Raw genomic sequence first — 17,089 nt, forward strand, 5'->3', positions numbered from 1 at the left:
GCCTGCAATTGAGTTTCCGCCCGGGGGCGCGTCGATGTCGGACCTGTACGAGGAAGCCAAGCGCGCGCTGCTGACCGCCGCGCGCCAGGAGACGGGCTGGCGCTGGGTCGCCCTGGCCGTCGTGGTCGCCGCCGTCGGCCTCTTCCATCACCTGATCGGCTTCAAGCTGATCGGCGCCCATGCCGACTTCTGGCGCGCGCCGCACAACGACATGGCCACCATGCTGGCCGGCCAGGAGGCGGTGTTCCGCCAGGCCTGGCGCTTCCCGCTGGTCGTCACCGACCGCCTGCTGTCCCCGGCCCTGCTGTCGGTCGTCTATACCGACAGCATCCCCTGGATGACGGTCGTGCTGAAGGCCACCGGCCTGTGGCGTTGGCTGAACGGCCTGGGCCTGTTCTTCCTGATTTCCTACGCCCTGCAGCCGGTGGCGATGATCACCCTGCTACGCGCCCTGGACGTGCGCCAGGTCGTGCTGCTGGCGATGGGCGGTCTGCTGGCCCTGCTCACGCCCGCCTTCCTGATGCGCCACGGCCACGTGGCCCTGAGCGGCCACTGGGTGGTGATCTTCGCCCTGGCCGCCGCGGCCGACAGCATCCGTCACGGCCTGACCTTGCGTCGCGCGGGCGTCTTCGCGGGCCTGGCGGCGCTGGCCATGGGCGTACACGCCTATCACCTGCCGCCGATCGGCCTCTGCTTCGCCGCGGCCATGGCCTCGGAGATCGCCCAGAAGCGCCCGCGAGCCTGGGTGAACTGCGCCAAGGCCGCGGGCCTGGTGCTGCTCTGCATGGCCCTCACCGCCTTCGTGCTGGGCTACGGCGTCGGCCAGGGCGCCAGCGGCGGCAAGAGCCCGATCATCGGCTACTATTCGATGAACATCCTGGGTCCGATCCTGCCGCAGGGCTCGGCCCTGTTCGGCCAGACCTTCGAGGGCGGCTGGTTCAAGCAGACCCTGGATCCCAATGGCGGCCAGTGGTTCGAGGGCTATAACTACCTGGGCGCGGGCGTGCTGTTCACGATCGCCGCCGGCGTCTTCCTGTCGGTGCGCCACGGCTGGCTGCCGACGCCCGCCCGCGTGTGGAGCCGCCGCTGGCTGCCGCTGACCCTGGCCATGGTCGTGCTGACCCTCTGGGCGATCGGTCCCAACCCGTATCTGGCCCAGCGCCTGCTGTTCACCGGTCCGAAGCTGTCGGGCGTGTTCGAGTGGCTGAGCCTGTTCCGCGCCCATGGCCGCCTGTTCTGGGCCGCCGGCTATCTGCTGACCGCCGTCTCGATCGTGCAGATCGGCCGCTACGCCCGCCCCATCACCCTGCTGGCCATCGCCGCGATCGCCGTCGGCCTGCAATGGGGCGACAGCCACGAGATGAGGGCCGGCGTGCGCCACACCTTCAGCGAAGGCGCGCCGTCCTATCATCCGGTCGACCTCGAGAAGTCGACGGTGCTGCACAACCGGCCCTGGGTGTTCGCGCCGACCTATTTCTGCGCCAACAACGTCATCGACCAGATGGAGATCTCGCAGCTGACCCTGGCGGCGGTGCGCACCGGCGGTACGTCGAACAGCGCCTCGACGGCCCGCGACCAGGGCATCGCGTGCCAGACGCCGGAAGACCTGTTCAAGGTCGCCGCGCCGAGCGATCCGCGCATCACCGTGGTCATGGAGGAAAGCGCCGGCGCCGAATACGGCCGCTTCACCCAGCGCACCGACTGCCGCCGCTTCCTGCGCGGCCTGATCTGCGGCCAGGGGCTGGACAAGGTTCCGGGCCTGACCGAGATCGCGCCCTATGTCCCGAACGGCAGCCGCGTGCTGGCCCAGGTCAATTTCGACCAGGGTGTCAGCCCGCCAGAGCTGATCTCGGGCTGGTCGGCCGCCGATCCCAAGGGGATCTGGTCCAATGGCCCGCATTCGGTGATGACGATCAACGTCCCCGACATCTCGGCCGGCGCGCCGCTGATCGTCGAACTGCACGCCATGAGCTTCAACAAGCCGCCCGAGGTGATGCAGAAGATCGAGGTGTCGGTGAAGGGCCGCAAGCTGGTCACCTGGAACGTCGAGAAGGCCAACTGGCGCCCGTATCGCGTCAGCATTCCGGCCGACCTCGTCACGCCGGGCCAGCCGCTGACGATCGAGTACACGATCGGCGCCCCCAATCCCCCGACGCCGGAGGACCCGCGCAGCATCGGCCTGGGCGTTGAGAAGGTGATCATCAGCCAGTAGGCGCCACGCGCTACTTGGCGGCTAGCGCCCGCAACCGCGCGGCGTTGACCGTCTCGACGGCCGCCTTCAGCACCGCCGCGCTGCCGGCCGAGCCCTCGGCCGAGATCGTGTAGCGGTCGGCGGCGACCACGGCGTAGCGGCCGGACTTGGCGGCCTCGTCCCACTGCTCGGTAACGGTGCGGCCGCCGGCGGTGGTGACAGTCTCGTAGCCCGTGGCCGTCCGACGCGTGCTGTGCGAGCCGACCGCGCTGTCGCTGGCCCCGACCGAACCGATCGCGCCAAGGTCCACGACCTCCAGCGTGAAGGCCGCGCCATCCTTGACGTAGCGGGCGCTGACCTTGGTCATGCCCGGCTCGGTCCCGGCCTGGCTCCGGACATCGGTGCGCGCGAAGCCGCCGACCGTGGCCGGCAGCAGGGCTGGCAGGCTGGCCGGGGTCAGAGGCTTGGTTCCCTTAGCCGCCGCCATCTCTGCGCGCGCGGAATCCTTCCGCAGTTGGCCGACGGTGACTTCGGCGCCATTGACCTCGACGCGGGCGGAAGCGTCCGGGTCCTTGGGCTGGGCGCGACCACAAGCCGTCAGGGCCGCCGTCGCCAGGATCGCCGCCCACCAGGCCTTGTTCATCGTCTCGCTCCTCGCCACCTGCCGCGATGCAAACGCATCGGCCCACAGCTTGGCTGCGTCCGGCTTTGGCGCAGCGCCTCGCCAACCTGTAGTCTCCCGCTATCCGAGAATCAGGAGACCCCATGGCCCGCGACGGCGCCGTCTACGCCTGCCAGTCCTGCGGCGCGGTCCAGACCAAGTGGTCCGGACAGTGCCCCGCCTGCCAGAGCTGGAACACCCTGGTCGAGGAGGTCGGCGCCAAGCCGCCCGGCGCCCTGGCGACGACCAAGGCCACCCGCGTGCGCGGCCTGCAGTTCACCGGCCTGCAGAGCGACACCGCCCCGCCTCCGCGCATCATGACGGGCGTCGACGAGTTCGACCGCGTCTGCGGCGGCGGCGTGGTCCCGGGCTCAGCGATCCTGATCGGCGGCGACCCGGGGGTGGGCAAGTCGACCCTGCTGCTGCAGGTCTGCGCCAGCGCCGCCCTGCGGGGCGTCTCCTGCGCCTATATCTCCGGCGAGGAAGCCGTCGAGCAGATCCGCGGCCGCGCCGACCGCATGGGCCTGGCCCAAGCCAATGTCAGCCTGGCGGCGGAGACCTCGCTGCGCGACATCCTGGATGGCCTGAAGCGCGACAACTTCGATCTGGTGGTCATCGACTCGATCCAGACGATGTGGAGCGACGCCCACGAGGCAGGGCCCGGTACGGTCACCCAGGTCCGCGCCTGCGCCACCGAACTGGTGCGCCTGGCCAAGAAGAAGGGCGTGGCGATTCTACTGGTCGGCCACGTGACCAAGGACGGCCAGATCGCCGGCCCGCGCGTGGTCGAGCACCTGGTCGACGCGGTCCTGGCCTTCGAAGGCGAGCGTGGCTATCCGTTCCGCATCCTGCGCGGGGCCAAGAACCGCTTCGGAGCCACCGACGAGATCGGCGTCTTCGAGATGGGCGATGTCGGCCTGCGCGAGGTCAAGAATCCCTCGGCCCTGTTCCTCAACGAGGGCGGCGAACGCTCGGCCGGCGCGGCCGTCTTCGCCGGTATCGAGGGCTCGAGACCCGTCCTGGTGGAATTCCAGGCACTGGTCGCGCCTTCCGCGTACGGAACGCCGCGCCGCGCCGTGGTCGGATGGGACTCCGGACGGCTCGCCATGGTGCTGGCGATCCTGGAATCCCGATGCGGCCTTGGTTTTGGCGACAAGGACGTCTATCTGAACGTCGCTGGCGGCCTCCGGATCACGGAGCCGGCGGCGGATCTCGCCGCGGCGGCGGCCCTGGCCTCCTCCGCCCTGGACGTCGCCCTGCCCCAGGACTGCGTCGTGTTCGGCGAACTCAGCCTGTCGGGTGAAGTACGGCCCGTCAGCCGGATGGAGACGCGTTTGAAGGAAGCCGCGAAACTGGGATTTGGCCGGGCGCTCGGACCGCTCTCCGGCCTCCCTGAAGGCGGCGGAGCCTTGCCGGTCGCGGGCGTCGCCCGTGTCGCCGACGCCGTCCGCCGGATCGGCGACGAGATCTGGAGCAGCCTGACGTGACGCCGTTCGACATCATCGCCGGGCTCCTGCTGCTGGTCTCCGGCGTCACCGGGTGGGTGCGCGGCGCGTCACGCGAGCTGACCTCGGCCCTGTCGTTCATTATCGCGGCCGCCATCTCATTGTTTGGCCTGCGGATCTCCGGCCCGATCTTCCGCAACCTCATGGACCCCGACTGGGCCGCCACGGCGGCGGCCATCGTGGTGGTTTTCGTCGTCTTCTTCCTGATCATCCGCCTGATCGGCGGCCAGCTGACCGCCAGCCTGCACGAGACCTCGGCCGGAGCCCTGGACCGCGCGGTCGGCGCGACCTTCGGGGTGATCCGGGCCGTGGTCATCCTTGGCGTCTTCAACCTGCTGCTGCACCTGGCGACGCCGCCGGACCGCATGCCGCACTGGGTTCAGGATTCCATGTTCTATCCCCTGTCCGAAGCCAGCGGCGCGGTGCTCAAGGTCTTCGCCCCGAAGGGCAAGGCCCTGGCCGGCAAGCTGGCCCCGGCGATCAAGGAAGCCGTTCATGAGGGCGGCGACAATACGTCCGGCGAGAAGTCGTCGGATAAAGGCTATGATGATGACCAGCGTCGGAAGCTCGACGACCTGGTGGAGAAATCACGATGACCTTCCTGGGCCAGTCGACCGACCGCTATTCCTCGTCGCCGTGGCGCGATCCCGAGGACGACACCCTGCGCCTGGAGTGCGGCGTGTTCGGCGTCTTCGGCGTCCGTGACGCCGCCGCCATCGCGGCGCTGGGCCTGCACGCCCTGCAGCACCGCGGCCAGGAGGCCTGCGGCATCGCCGCCTTCGACGGCAATCGCTTCCATACCGAACGCCACATGGGCCACGTCGGCGACGCCTTCACCGGGGCCGACCTCGTCCAGCGCCTGCCGGGCGCCCTGGCCATCGGCCACACCCGCTACTCCACGGCCGGCGGCAGCGGCATCCGCAACGTCCAGCCGATGTTCGCCGATCTGGAAACCGGCGGCGTGGCCATCGCCCACAACGGCAACCTGACCAACTTCCTGACCCTGCGCGAGCGCCTGGTGCAGGAAGGCGCGATCTTCCAGTCGACCTCGGACTCCGAAGTGATCCTTCACCTGATCGCCCGTTCGCGGAAGGCCAAGATCGTCGACCGCTTCATCGACGCGGTCGGCCAGATCGAAGGCGGCTACGCCCTGGTGGCCATCACCAACAAGAAGATGATCGGCCTGCGCGACCCGCTGGGCATCCGCCCGCTGGTGCTGGGCGACCTGGAAGGCAAACCCGTTCTGGCGTCCGAGACCTGCGCCCTCGACATGATCGGCGCCCGCTTCGTGCGCGACATCGAGCACGGCGAGATGGTGGTGATCGAGGAAACCGGCATCACCTCGACCAAGCCGTTCCAGACCCAGGCCGCGCGCCCCTGCGTGTTCGAATATGTCTATTTCGCCCGCCCCGACAGCGTGGTGAACGGCCGCTCGGTCTATGGCGTGCGCAAGCGCATGGGCCGGAACCTGGCCAAGGAAACCGGCGTCGAGGCCGACGTCGTGGTGCCGGTGCCCGACTCGGGCGTGCCGGCGGCGCTGGGTTACGCCCAGGAGAGCGGCATCCCGTTCGAGATGGGCATCATCCGCAACCACTATGTGGGCCGCACCTTCATCCAGCCGACCCAAGGCGTGCGCGAACTGGGCGTGCGCATGAAGCACAGCCCCAACCGCGCCATCCTGGCCGGCAAGCGCGTCGTCCTGATCGACGACTCGATCGTGCGCGGCACCACCTCGCTGAAGATCGTCCGCATGGTCCGCGAGGCCGGCGCCACGGAAGTCCACCTCCGCTCGGCCAGCCCGCCGATCAAGTGGCCCGACTTCTACGGCATCGACATGCCCGAGCGCGAACAGCTGCTGGCGGCCAACAAGTCGCTGGAAGAGATGGCCAAGTTCCTGGAAGTAGACAGCCTGGGCTTCCTGTCCGTCGAGGGTCTGTACGACGCCCTGGAAGCCGGCCCGCGCGATCCGGCCGCCCCGCAGTTCACCGACCACTACTTCACCGGTGACTATCCGACCCGCCTGACGGATCGCGAAATCGCCGAGGGCCGCAACGAGACCAACGACAGGCAGCTTTCGCTGCTCAGCGCTTAAGTCCGCCCTAGAGAAGAAGTGGCGGCATGAGCCTGAAGAGCGTTCTCGAGAAGCTGAAGCTCGAGCCGTACGTCCTCGCCCTGTTCGGCATGGTCGTGCTGGCCTCGATCCTGCCCGTGCGTGGCGAGGCCGCGCACGGCCTGAACATCGTCGTCAAGCTGGCCATCGCGCTGCTGTTCTTTCTGCACGGGGCCAAGCTGTCGCGCGACAACGTGGTGGCGGGCCTGACCCACTGGCGCCTGCACCTGCTGATCCTGGCCTTCACCTTCGTGATGTTCCCGATCCTGGGCTTGCTAACCACCAAGCTCAATTTGTTGCCGCCGACCCTGGCGGCCGGGATTCTGTTCCTGTGCTGCCTGCCCTCCACCGTGCAGTCGTCGATCGCCTTCACCTCGATCGCGCGCGGCAATGTCGCGGCCGCCGTCGTGGCGGCCAGCGCCTCCAACCTGTTCGGCATCTTCATCACCCCGGTCCTGGTCGGCCTGCTGATGCACACCCAGGGCGGCGCGGCGGGCGGCTGGACATCGGTGCGGGACATCGTCGTCCAGCTGCTGCTGCCGTTCATCGCCGGCCAGATGGCCCGGCCGCTGGTCGCCGCGTGGATACAGCGGCACAAGTCGCTGATCGGCTATGTCGATCGCGGCTCGATCCTGCTGGTCGTCTATGCAGCCTTCAGCGAGGCCGTGGTCGGCGGCATCTGGCACAAGATCTCGCCGCTGCAGCTGGCGATCCTGCTGGCGGTCTGCGGCGTGCTGCTGGCCGTCGTGCTGGCCGCCACCACCTTCGGGGCGCGGGCGCTGGGCTTCTCGCCCGAGGACGAGAGGGCCATCACCTTCTGCGGCTCCAAGAAGAGCCTGGCCACCGGCGTGCCGATGGCGGGCATCCTGTTCCCTGGTCCGACGGCGGGGATCATCGTGCTGCCCCTGATGATCTTCCACCAGATCCAACTGATGGCCTGTTCGGTCATCGCCCAGCACTACGCCCGGAAGGCCGCCGAACAGGAGATGGAAGCTTAAGGGCTTGCCCCGGTTTCCGTCCGCCCTCGCCTGTTCTAGAACCCGCCCATGACTTCCGACTCCCAAAAGCCGCTGGCCGGCCGCATCGCCCTCGTCACCGGCGCCACGCGCGGCATCGGCGGGGCGGTCGCCCTGGGCCTTGCTAAGGCCGGCGCCCACGTGATCGCGGTGGGCCGCACGCAAGGCGCCCTCGAGGCCCTGGACGACGCCATCCTGGAGGCCACCGGCGAGCGCGCCACGCTGGTCCCGCTTGACCTGCGCGAGCCTGACGGCCTGGACCATCTGGGCGCGGCCATCCATCAGCGTTGGGGCAAGCTGGACATCCTGGTCGGCGCGGCCGGCCTGCTGGGTCCCCTCACCCCGGTGAGCCACCTGGAGCCCAAGGGCTGGGACATGATCCTGTCCACCAACCTGACGGCCAACTGGCGCCTGATCCGCGCCATGGACCCGCTGCTGCGCGCCTCGGACGCCGGCCGGGCCCTGTTCTTCTCCAGCAGCGTCGCCAAGACCCGGCCGGCCTTCTGGGGCGCCTACGCGGCCACCAAGGCGGCCCTCGAAGCCATTGTCGACGTCTATGCCGACGAGATGGAGAACACCGCCGTCCGCGCCCTGTGCGTCGATCCCGGCGCCATGCGCACCCGGATGCGCTCCGGCGCGTTCCCGGGCGAGGATCCCCAGACCGTTCCCGCGCCCGAGACCATCGTACCGTTCATCATCGACCTGGTCCGCCCTGACCGCCAGCCGCCCAAGGGCGTGGTTCGCTTCAAGGATCGGGGCCAGGAAGCGCCCAGCATCGACGCCTAGAAATCCGAGACCCGCAGGGCGAACGGGAAGCGGCCTAACGGCGGAGCTGCTTCAGTAGCAGGTTCGCCGTGGCGGTCGCCGAGCCATCTCCGGTCAGGGCGGCGGCCACGATCGCCTGGTCCCTGACCGAATAGGCCACCACGGCGCTCGCGCCCGGCGTACCGCCCAGATGTCCTAGCCAAAGGCTTTTCGAGCCGTCGGCCTCCGGAACTTCGATGACCATCGCGCCCAGGCCGTAGAAGCCGCCGGCATCGAACATCGGATAGAGCTGGCCGAACATCGCCGTCAGAGTCTCCTGCTTCAGCAGCTTGCCGCCCAGCAGCGCCGCCCAGACCCGAGCCATGTCCTCGGCCGAGCCCACAGCGCCGCCCGCCGCGCCGGCCCAGGCGGGCTCGATCGGGGCTTCCTTGGCCGAGACCAGCTTGGCGACGTCCTCGGCCCTGTCGCCGTCAGCCAGCATCCGCAGCGACTTCAGGCCCAGCGGCTTGATGACCCGCGCCTCGACGGCGGCCTGCCACGTCTGACCGTCGACCGTCTCGATCACCTTGCCCAGCAGGGCGTAGCCGGTGTTGGAATACCGCCAGCGCTCGCCGGGACATGACATGGCCCCATGGCGGGCGATGATCTTCACGTCCTCGTCCAGGGTATGGGCGCGGCGCTCGGCGCGGGCCTTGAGATCCTCGTTGGCGCTGAACAGGCCGCTGGTGTGGGCCAGCAGGTCGCGAAGGGTCACCACGTCGCCGTTGGGCGCGCCGGCCACGTATTTCGAGATAGGATCTTCCAGCTTGAGCTTGCCGGCCTCGGCCAGCTGCAGGACGACGATGGCGACCAAGCTCTTGCCGGCGCTGGCCCAGAACAGCATCGGCGGTTGCTCGCCACTGTCGGTGCGGCTCCAGGCGCCCTTGCCGGGGATCAGCACGGCGGCGGTCATGGCCGGCGCCTTGGTCGCGGCCTTGGCCTGAACGAACGCCGCCTCCAGCCGCGCGACCGCTTCCGGATCGAGCGTAGCCTTGGGGACCTCGGCCAGCAGCGGCGGCGCGACGGCCGGATGCAGCGGCGGGCCGGCATAGGTCACCGCGCTGGTGCAAATCACGGGCTTGTAGTCGGCCGCCGACGCCGCCGCCGGCAGCGCCATCAAGATCAACGCCAGCCCCAAGCCTCGCATCGGCGTCCCTCCACGTTCAGCCCACAAGGCTGAACGCGTATGGCGAAGTTTAGGCTCAGCGCCCCTTCGACTTGCCGGGACCGGTGTTGCCACGCACGGTGCGCGCGCCGGACACCGGACGCTTGGGTCCCGCCGCCTTGCCGCCGGCCGACTTGGCGCCGACCTTGTAGCTGGGCGCGGTCGAGACCTTCTTCTGGACCTTGGGGCCCAGCTTCTTGACCGACTTGACCGCGGCCTTGCCCGGTTCGGCGGCCACGGCGCTTTCGACCGCCGGAGCCGCCTTGGCGGCGGGCGCCTTCTTCTTGACCGGCTTGGCCTCGCGGGGGTCGGGCAGGCCCGCCTCGATCGCGGCCTTGGCGGCGGCTTCGTCGGCCAGGCGCTTGGACTTCTTGACCGTGTTGCGCGAGGCGCGAATGCGTTCCTCCTCGCGCTCGCGGCGTTCGAACTCGCGCTTGCCCCGGCCGCTGTGGCCCTTGGCCTCGCCGTCGGCATAGGGGTTGGCGCCCGACTTGATGGTGATGCGCAGCGGCACCCCCGGCAGGTCGAAGCTTTCGCGCAAGGAGTTGATCAGATAGCGCCGATAGTGGTCGGGCATCTGGTCGGCGCGACTGGAGAACAGCACGAAGGTCGGCGGACGGGCCTTGGTCTGGGCCATGTACTTGGGCTTCACGCGGCGGCCGCTGACGGCGGGCGGCGGGTGGCGCTGCATGGCCATCTGCAGCCAGTCGTTCAGGTCGCGCGTCTTGACCTTGGTCGACCAGTCCTTGTGGATCTTCAGCACGGCCGGCATCAGCTTGTTGACGCCGCTGCCGGTCTCGCCCGACAGCGCCACCACCGGCGCGCCGCGCACCTGGGGCAGCATGCGCTCGGCGTGCTCGCGGAAGGCGGCCAGGGTCGCGGCCTGGTCCTCGACCAGGTCCCATTTCGCCAGCACGAACACCAGGGCCCGCCCTTCCCGCTCGGTCAGGTCGGCGATCTGCAGGTCCTGGATCTCGAACGGGTGGGTGGCGTCCATCACCAGCACCACGACCTCGGCGAAGGTGATGGCGCGGATGGTGTCCTGGGTGGAGAGCTTCTCCAGTTTCTCCTGGACCTTGGCCTTCTTGCGCAGGCCGGCGGTGTCGACCAGGCGCACCTTCTTGTCGCCCCAGATCCAGTCGACCGAGATCGAGTCGCGGGTGATGCCGGCCTCCGGACCGGTCAGCAGCCGCTGCTCGCCGATCAGGCGGTTGATCAGGGTGGACTTGCCGGCGTTCGGACGGCCGACGATGGCCAGCCGGATCGGCTTGTCCTCGTCATCCTCGTCGTCGGAATATTGGTCCTCGGGAACGGCTTCCAGCATGGCGGCGTACAGCTCGGCCATGCCTTCGCCGTGCTCGCCCGAGATCGGGATCGGCTCGCCCAGGCCCAGCTTGTAGGCCTCGCCGATGCCCGACTGGCCGGCTTTGCCCTCGGCCTTGTTGGCGGCGATGATCACCGGCTTGCCGCGACGGCGCAGCAGGGCGGCGAACACCTCGTCCAGCGGCGTGACGCCTTCGCGAGCGTCGTAGATGAACAGCGAGAGGTCGGCCTCCTCGATCGCCAGTTCGGTCTGGGCGCGCATGCGCGCTTCCAGGCTCTCGTCGGCGACGTCCTCGAAGCCGGCGGTGTCGATCAGGTGCAGGTCGAGGTCGCCCAGGCGGCCGTCGGCGTAGCGGCGGTCACGGGTGACCCCCGGCTGGTCGTCGACGATGGCCAGCTTCTTGCCGGCCAGACGGTTGAACAGCGTGGACTTGCCCACATTGGGGCGGCCGACGATGGCGAGTTTCAAAGGCATAGGGTGTCCAGTAGTCGATTTTCACCCAAGTCGCAAAACGAGCCCGCAAAAGGCGTTGGAAAAGCGAACGCCCGGGCCAGCTTTCGCGGACCCGGGCTCAAGAGCGTTTCAAGATGTCGAGCGGGCCCGAAGGCGCGCCTTCTTGGCTTAGCGGATGGCGATCAGTTCCGCGTCATCCGTGACGACGTAGATCATGTCCCCGACCGCGATCGGATTGATCAGCACCGAGGAACCGACCTTGAGGGTCTTTTCCTTGGCGCCGGTCTTGGCGTTCAGGGCGACGGCCTCGCCGGCGCTGGACACCGTGATCAGGCGGCCATTGGCCAGGATCGGGGTCGACCACAGGATCGGATGCTTGGCCCGCTTCTTCTTCTGCTTCTTGGACAGGGCCTCGGTGTTGTTGAGGTCCTGGATCCAATAGACCGAGCCGTTTTCGCGCGAGACGCAGATGACCTGGCCAGCCTTGTCGACGACATAGACCACGTCGCCGGCGACCCACGGGGTGGTGATGGCCGTGACCGGCAGGCTCCAGCGGGCCTGGCCCGAGCGCAGGTCGGTGGCGGCGAAGACGCCCGAGTGGCTGACGGCGAAGACGTCGCCCTTGTAGATCACCGGGCGGCCCGGGATATCGCGGATTTCCGACAGCGCGTTGGTGCGGCTGGCGCGGCTGAGGGCCTCGCTCCACAGGTCGTTGCCGTTGGTCGCGCGCAAGGCCACCAGTTCGCCCGAGGCGAAGCCGGCCACGACGGTGTCACCGCTGACGGCGGGGGTCGAGGCGGCCAGGATGCGGGCCGGTTCGCTGAGGGCCTGGTAGGTCCAACCCGGCGCGCCGGTGGCGGCGTCGAAGGTCAGCAGTTCGTTGTCGGTCGAGACCACGAACACGCGGCCGTCAGCGACGGTGGGGGCGGCGTGGATCGGAGTGGTGACCGGCTGCGTCCAGTTCAGATTGCCCGAGGCGGCGTCGATCTGGGCCACGAAGCGGAAGCCCGAGGCGACATAGAGCTTGTTGTCGGCGCCGACGGCGAGGCCGCCACCAAAGCCCGTGCGGTCGTTCTTCTTGGGCAGCAGGCCCATGAAGCCGGCCTTCTTGATCGAACCGGCGGCCGGACGCAGGTCCTTGCGCCAGATCTGCGAGCCCGACTTGGCGTCGATCGCCACGACGTCGGCCTCGCCGTCCATCACGAAGATGCGGCCCTCGGCCGAGACCGGCGGCGCGGTGACGTGGAAGGTCTTGCCGCTCTTCTTGCCGAAGCCCTTCTTCCAGGCGATCTGAAAACCCTTGCCGGCGTCGACGTGTTCGATCGACTGCTCGGCGTTGCCGCCCGGCAGGCGCCATTCGGTCTGGACGACCGGCTCGGGCAGGAAGAAGTCCGCGCCCTTCAGCGTCTCGTTGGCCTCGACCTTCTGGTCGAAGGCGATGATCGAGATGCGCTGCCCCTGGCTGGCCGTGGACTTGTTCTTGTCCTTGCCGTGGAACGGGTTGAGCTTCGAAACCGTCGAACAGCCGGTGACGGCCATGGACGCCGACATCAGCGCGACCAGGGCGACGGAACGCTTGGAGATCATCAGGCGGCTCATTGGGCGTTAGGGGCGGCTTGCGGAGCGAGGCCCGCGGGCAGTTGGCTCATCGGCGGCATGGGCGGCAGAGCGGCGGCGGCCTTCACGGCGGCGGCCAGGTCCTTGGCGGTGCCCGAGTCGATCAGTTGCATGGCCGCCTGGGCGCGCTGGCGCACCTCTTCCGAGGTGCTGCTGTCCAGCGAATTGGCCAGGATCACGAAGTCGGCGCGCGCGCCCTTCAGGTCGCCGGCCTGCAGCTTGGCGAAGGCCAGCGCTTCCTTGGCGTACACGCGGTACGGACTCCTTTCCCCCGCCAAAGGCGTCAACCTCGACTCAAGATCCTTGTAGGGAGCCGTGTCCATCAGGGCGAAGGCGGATTTGAGGCGGGCCAGATCGCCCAGCAGGGCGTTCGGCGCGGCCTTGGCGGCCTCGTCGAAATAGCCGACGGCCTCCTTGGTCTTGTTTTCTTCCAGGCGGATGTCGCCCATTTGCAGCAGGGCCAGGGCCTTGTAGCCCGCGGCGCCGCCGTCGGCGACGGTCTTGAACTGGCCGAAGGCCGCCGCCGGCCCCTGCTTCTGAGCGGTTTCCAGCGCGGACTGATAGCCTTCCGAGGCCTTGTTGGCCTGGGTCGTCTGGTACGAGGTCCAGCCCCAGTAGCCGCCGACGCCGATCACCACGGCCACCACGGCCGCCGCCACGAACGGCAGCGATTTCACCGCCAGCGTACGATAGCGCTCGGAGCGAAGCTGTTCTTCGACTTCGTCAAAAACATCGACCACGAAACGAGGCTCCGAAACAGGCGCTAGCCCAGGCACGCCGCCCGCACTGGAGCGACGCCGCTGGGTTGAAGACAGATTGTGGCGGGCGGAGGGCCGCTCGCCGAGGCGGCGAACCTATAGCGTGCCGCGCCGGGCCGCAACGCCCGCTGGAACCGCGATTTCGATCGACGTTCGAGGTTCATCGCGAAAGCGCTTTCAGGGCTTCTTGGCGTAATAGGTCTCGGCGTCGCCTGGAAAGCTGCGATCCTTCACGTCACGGGCGAATTCGGCCGCGGCGCGCTCGATCTCGCCCTTCAGGTCGGCGTAGCGGCGGACGAACTTCGGGGTCCAGTCGAACAGGCCCAGCATGTCGTCGACGACCAGCACCTGGCCGTCGCAGCCGGCCGAGGCGCCGATGCCGATGGTGGGGACCGAGACCGCTTCCGTAACCTCGCGGGCCAGGCTCTCGGCCACGCCCTCGACGACGATGGCGAAGGCGCCGGCCTCCGCCGTCAGGCGGGCCTCTTCCAGCACCTTGGCGCGGCCGGCCTCGTCCCGGCCCTTGGCCTTGAAGCCGCCCTCCAGCAGTACGGCCTGGGGGCGCAGGCCGACATGGCCCATGACCGGCACGCCGCGCTGGGTCAGGTAGGCGATGGTCGCCGGCACGGTCAGGCCGCTCTCGACCTTCACGGCCTGGGCGCCGGTCTCCTTCATGATCCGCACGGCGTTGGCGTAGGCCTCTTCGTGCGAGTTCTCGTACGAGCCGAACGGCATGTCGACGACGACCATGGCCTTCTTGGAGCCGCGCATCACCGCCTGGCCGTGCAGGATCATCATGTCCAGGGTCACGCCGACGGTGTTGGGCAAGCCGTGGACCACCATGCCCAGCGAATCTCCCACCAGCAGCAGGTCGCAGGCCTCGTCCAGCGCGGCGGCGACCGGGGCGGTGTAGGCCGTCAGGCAGACGATGGGGACGCCGCCCTTGCGGGCGGTGATGTCGGGGGCGGCCAGACGGCGGACCGTCTCTTCACGATGGGCGGACACGGCGAGCGCTCCCTAAGCGGCTTCTTTTAGGGCGCCGTTTGTGGGCCGGATCGCGCCGCACCGCAACATGAACGGCGATAGCGCCATCCAGGCGGTACGGCGCACCGGACCTTCGGCCCGTGGCGTCAGAAGTCCTCGACCGCGCGCGTCACGAAGAACGCCAGCGCCACCACCGCCAGGCCGGCCGCCAGCCAGACCGCCTCGGCGCTGGACGGGGTCGTCAGCACCGCGTTGAACTTGGCCACGCCGGCGCTGATCTCGTTCTCCAGCGTGTGGCTGCCATTCTTCGACAGCTGGGCGACTTCGCTGGAGAAGCGGCTCGACAGGATCTGGAAAGCCGCGACCAGGCCCGCCGCGCCACCGGCCACGGCGATGAACATGCGCCGCATCGCCCAACCGCGGTCCAGCTTGGCCGCGACCTCGGCGTTGAACAGGGCCGCGTCGGGAAACGACGGCGGCTCGGCGAACATGCGGCTTAGTTGGGCTTCGAAATCGGGTTCAGCCATGAGCTTCCCTCCTCGCCCCTTCCTCTGGCCGGGCGAGCCTCGCCCGGAGTTTATCCAAACCACGTTTGACATGGGATTTGACCGTGCCGATCGGGATATTCAAGGCCTCGGCCGCTTCGGCGTGAGACCAGTCGGCGCCGTAGCACAGGGAGACGCACAGGCGCTCCCCGCGTGACAGCGACTTCAGGGCCTCGTCGAGGTCGATGCGGCTGGCCGCGTCCTTCGACGCGTCACGCACCATGACGTCCTCGACCGGCTCGACGGTGTCCGAGAAGATCAGACGCGCCTCGCGCTTGACCTTCTTCAGGTAGAGCCGCGCGGCGATCTTTCTGATCCAGGCCCCGAAGGTCCCCTCCCCGCGGAACTCGGCGGCCTGTTCGAAGCCCGTCATGAAGGCGTCCTGGGCCAGGTCGTCGGCGGTGGCCGAATCGGCGCCCATGCGTCTCAAGAGACCCCGGACAGCCGAGCCGTGCCTGCGCACCAGCTCCCCGTAGGCCCGGCGGTCGCCCGCCGCCGCTTGCGCGGCGAGCTCGACGTCGTGGCCAGTTGGTGGGCGTTCCATGCCCATTGGATCAAGCCCCTCCCAAGGCTCGCGAGCCGCCTAGACCCGCTCTTCCTTGTTCGGATTGAAGAAGCTGAGCACGATGAAGGCCACGCCGATCACCACCGGGATGCAGGCGATGCCGAAGCCGTCGAAGTCGTCGCCGCCGTGAATGAAGTCGCCGAAATAGGTGGCGCCGGCGATGCCGATGCCGATCGCCAGCCAGATCACGCCGGTGCGCAGATCGCGCAGACGGGTCGGCGGTGTCTTCACGCTGCGGCTCATCGCCTCGATCACCTCGGGCGGGATCGGCTGGCCCTTTTCGATGGCGACACGCAGGGTGCGCTGCATTTCGCGACGCTCGCGGCTCTTGAAGTAGAACGGCAGGCAGACGATGGCGACGATCATGGCGAAGGCGCCGATCGGAACGATGATTTCAGGACCCATTTTAAATCCTCCAACGAGTTGTTTGGACGACGCCCCCGCGCCGCCTTCACTGGTAAGAGGCGTTCACGGTCCTGATTGGAGGCGCCCGCCGGGATGAAACTTTCGTAAGGCCAACAAAAGCTAGACGATCGTGAGGGCCGGACGACGCCATACCGAAGGGCCGCCGACCATCAGGACCGCGGCGCAACGAAACCCCAAGAGCTGCGGCAGGCGCCCTCGAAGGCTAGTCGCCGCCGACCGCCGGTCTGGACGCGCCGACGTACGAGATAATTTCGGACATCGTGGCGAACGACACCGTGGGCTGGTGCTGGGCCAGGATCGCGGGCTTGGCGTAGCCCCAGCCGACGGCGCCGCAGTCCAGGCCCACCGCGCGGGCGGCCTCGATGTCGCGGGTTTCGTCGCCGATGCAGATGACCTTGTCGCGGCTGACGCCTCGGGCCGTGACCTGCTTGAACTTGCGGGCCTTGCCGAACAGCGACGCGCCGCAGGCATAGAGACTGATCAGTTCGCCCAACTCCTCGCCCAGTACGCGACGGATCACCGCCTCGCTATTGGAGCTGACCACGGCGATCTTCACGCCGGCCGCGTGCAGGGCGCGCAGCATCCGGGCGGTCTCGGGGAACAGCGGGATGGTGTGAGCGTCGGCGGCCATCAGCTTCTTGCCGGCGCGAGCGATCAAGGGGAGCTTCCAGGGCGAGACGCCCAGATAGCGGATGACCTCGCGGGTGCTGCGGCCGCGCAGCATCTCGATCTCTTCGTTGGTGACGGTCTTGAAGCCGTACCGGCGCGCCATCGGATTGACAGCCCGCATCATCCAGGCCGCGCTGTCGGCCAGCGTGCCGTCGAAGTCAAAGATGACCAGCTCGTATCGCGAGACAGCGTCCCCCACGCGTCAAAAACCCCCTCATGGCTCGCGACGACGCGAGACCTTCCGTCCAGTGATAGACCGATCTCCTGGAAATTGTCGTCTTAAACTTCGCTCACGG

The 17,089-nt window shown here is 68.5% G+C and carries 16 protein-coding genes; 6 read left to right on the forward strand and 10 right to left on the reverse strand.

Translation table 11 applies throughout. The features are described from left to right. The first annotated feature begins 34 nt into the window (after positions 1-34). The gene (locus tag AC1RJ9_RS17090; RefSeq protein ID WP_492838106.1) at positions 35-2,212 is read left to right on the forward strand and encodes a DUF6311 domain-containing protein; all 2,178 of its coding nucleotides are present in this window, start codon (positions 35-37) and stop codon (positions 2,210-2,212) included. A gap of 10 nt (positions 2,213-2,222) precedes the next feature. Here AC1RJ9_RS17090 and AC1RJ9_RS17095 read toward each other — a convergent pair whose 3' ends face one another. After that, positions 2,223-2,834 (reverse strand): hypothetical protein, encoded by a 612-nt coding sequence (locus AC1RJ9_RS17095; protein WP_492838107.1) that lies wholly within the window; start codon positions 2,832-2,834, stop codon positions 2,223-2,225. A 122-nt stretch (positions 2,835-2,956) separates the two neighbouring features. Between AC1RJ9_RS17095 and radA the strand changes: the two genes are divergently transcribed. The 5 genes from radA to AC1RJ9_RS17120 are packed head-to-tail and all read left to right on the forward strand — an operon-like array spanning position 2,957 to position 8,269. Then, positions 2,957-4,339 carry a DNA repair protein RadA gene (radA, locus tag AC1RJ9_RS17100; protein ID WP_492838108.1) on the forward strand — a complete coding sequence of 461 codons (1,383 nt, stop codon included), beginning with the start codon at positions 2,957-2,959 and terminating at the stop codon, positions 4,337-4,339. After that, positions 4,336-4,953 carry a CvpA family protein gene (locus tag AC1RJ9_RS17105; protein WP_492838109.1) on the forward strand — a complete coding sequence of 206 codons (618 nt, stop codon included), beginning with the start codon at positions 4,336-4,338 and terminating at the stop codon, positions 4,951-4,953. Before radA ends, AC1RJ9_RS17105 begins: the two co-directional genes overlap by 4 nt. After that, positions 4,950-6,449 (forward strand): amidophosphoribosyltransferase, encoded by a 1,500-nt coding sequence (gene purF, locus AC1RJ9_RS17110; RefSeq protein ID WP_492838110.1) that lies wholly within the window; start codon positions 4,950-4,952, stop codon positions 6,447-6,449. Before AC1RJ9_RS17105 ends, purF begins: the two co-directional genes overlap by 4 nt. 26 nt (positions 6,450-6,475) lie before the next feature. After that, positions 6,476-7,465 carry a bile acid:sodium symporter family protein gene (locus AC1RJ9_RS17115; RefSeq protein ID WP_492838111.1) on the forward strand — a complete coding sequence of 330 codons (990 nt, stop codon included), beginning with the start codon at positions 6,476-6,478 and terminating at the stop codon, positions 7,463-7,465. 48 nt (positions 7,466-7,513) lie between these two features. Next, the gene (locus AC1RJ9_RS17120) at positions 7,514-8,269 is read left to right on the forward strand and encodes an SDR family NAD(P)-dependent oxidoreductase (RefSeq protein WP_492838112.1); all 756 of its coding nucleotides are present in this window, start codon (positions 7,514-7,516) and stop codon (positions 8,267-8,269) included. Between the two features lie 34 nt (positions 8,270-8,303). Here AC1RJ9_RS17120 and AC1RJ9_RS17125 read toward each other — a convergent pair whose 3' ends face one another. The 9 genes from AC1RJ9_RS17125 to AC1RJ9_RS17165 all read right to left on the reverse strand — a co-directional run bounded on the left by AC1RJ9_RS17125 (position 8,304) and on the right by AC1RJ9_RS17165 (position 16,992). Beyond that, complete coding sequence (locus tag AC1RJ9_RS17125) at positions 8,304-9,434, reverse strand: serine hydrolase domain-containing protein (protein WP_492838113.1); 1,131 nt, start codon at positions 9,432-9,434, stop codon at positions 8,304-8,306. Positions 9,435-9,489: 55 nt separating this feature from the next. Continuing rightward, the gene (der, locus tag AC1RJ9_RS17130) at positions 9,490-11,250 is read right to left on the reverse strand and encodes a ribosome biogenesis GTPase Der (RefSeq protein WP_492838114.1); all 1,761 of its coding nucleotides are present in this window, start codon (positions 11,248-11,250) and stop codon (positions 9,490-9,492) included. A 147-nt stretch (positions 11,251-11,397) separates the two neighbouring features. Beyond that, on the reverse strand, positions 11,398-12,828 hold the full coding sequence (locus tag AC1RJ9_RS17135) for a PQQ-like beta-propeller repeat protein (protein ID WP_492838116.1): 1,431 nt from the start codon (positions 12,826-12,828) through the stop codon (positions 11,398-11,400). Then, the gene (locus AC1RJ9_RS17140; RefSeq protein WP_492838118.1) at positions 12,825-13,586 is read right to left on the reverse strand and encodes a tetratricopeptide repeat protein; all 762 of its coding nucleotides are present in this window, start codon (positions 13,584-13,586) and stop codon (positions 12,825-12,827) included. Before AC1RJ9_RS17140 ends, AC1RJ9_RS17135 begins: the two co-directional genes overlap by 4 nt. Positions 13,587-13,781: 195 nt before the next feature. Continuing rightward, positions 13,782-14,609, reverse strand: a complete 828-nt coding sequence (gene panB, locus AC1RJ9_RS17145; protein WP_492838120.1) for a 3-methyl-2-oxobutanoate hydroxymethyltransferase — start codon at positions 14,607-14,609, stop codon at positions 13,782-13,784. A gap of 125 nt (positions 14,610-14,734) precedes the next feature. Further along, positions 14,735-15,115 carry a hypothetical protein gene (locus AC1RJ9_RS17150; RefSeq protein ID WP_492838122.1) on the reverse strand — a complete coding sequence of 127 codons (381 nt, stop codon included), beginning with the start codon at positions 15,113-15,115 and terminating at the stop codon, positions 14,735-14,737. After that, complete coding sequence (locus AC1RJ9_RS17155) at positions 15,108-15,683, reverse strand: RNA polymerase sigma factor (protein ID WP_492838124.1); 576 nt, start codon at positions 15,681-15,683, stop codon at positions 15,108-15,110. The genes AC1RJ9_RS17150 and AC1RJ9_RS17155 overlap by 8 nt, the downstream gene beginning before the upstream one ends. Positions 15,684-15,716: 33 nt before the next feature. Further along, positions 15,717-16,103, reverse strand: a complete 387-nt coding sequence (locus AC1RJ9_RS17160; RefSeq protein WP_492838126.1) for a DUF6249 domain-containing protein — start codon at positions 16,101-16,103, stop codon at positions 15,717-15,719. Between the two features lie 223 nt (positions 16,104-16,326). Next, positions 16,327-16,992 carry an HAD family hydrolase gene (locus AC1RJ9_RS17165; protein ID WP_492838128.1) on the reverse strand — a complete coding sequence of 222 codons (666 nt, stop codon included), beginning with the start codon at positions 16,990-16,992 and terminating at the stop codon, positions 16,327-16,329. Positions 16,993-17,089: the final 97 nt, after the last annotated feature.

This window comes from Caulobacter sp. GW822-FHT07D08 (assembly GCF_058798735.1).

Excerpts from the sequence above, each read along its gene's own strand:
- AC1RJ9_RS17090 (WP_492838106.1), top strand. The coding sequence starts at position 35 with ATGTCGGACCTGTACGAGGAAGCCAAGCGCGCGCTGCTGACCGCCGCG.
- AC1RJ9_RS17095 (WP_492838107.1), bottom strand. The coding sequence starts at position 2,834 with ATGAACAAGGCCTGGTGGGCGGCGATCCTGGCGACGGCGGCCCTGACG.
- radA (WP_492838108.1), top strand. The coding sequence starts at position 2,957 with ATGGCCCGCGACGGCGCCGTCTACGCCTGCCAGTCCTGCGGCGCGGTC.
- purF (WP_492838110.1), top strand. The coding sequence starts at position 4,950 with ATGACCTTCCTGGGCCAGTCGACCGACCGCTATTCCTCGTCGCCGTGG.
- AC1RJ9_RS17115 (WP_492838111.1), top strand. The coding sequence starts at position 6,476 with ATGAGCCTGAAGAGCGTTCTCGAGAAGCTGAAGCTCGAGCCGTACGTC.
- AC1RJ9_RS17120 (WP_492838112.1), top strand. The coding sequence starts at position 7,514 with ATGACTTCCGACTCCCAAAAGCCGCTGGCCGGCCGCATCGCCCTCGTC.
- AC1RJ9_RS17125 (WP_492838113.1), bottom strand. The coding sequence starts at position 9,434 with ATGCGAGGCTTGGGGCTGGCGTTGATCTTGATGGCGCTGCCGGCGGCG.
- der (WP_492838114.1), bottom strand. The coding sequence starts at position 11,250 with ATGCCTTTGAAACTCGCCATCGTCGGCCGCCCCAATGTGGGCAAGTCC.
- AC1RJ9_RS17135 (WP_492838116.1), bottom strand. The coding sequence starts at position 12,828 with ATGAGCCGCCTGATGATCTCCAAGCGTTCCGTCGCCCTGGTCGCGCTG.
- AC1RJ9_RS17150 (WP_492838122.1), bottom strand. The coding sequence starts at position 15,115 with ATGGCTGAACCCGATTTCGAAGCCCAACTAAGCCGCATGTTCGCCGAG.
- AC1RJ9_RS17155 (WP_492838124.1), bottom strand. The coding sequence starts at position 15,683 with ATGGGCATGGAACGCCCACCAACTGGCCACGACGTCGAGCTCGCCGCG.
- AC1RJ9_RS17160 (WP_492838126.1), bottom strand. The coding sequence starts at position 16,103 with ATGGGTCCTGAAATCATCGTTCCGATCGGCGCCTTCGCCATGATCGTC.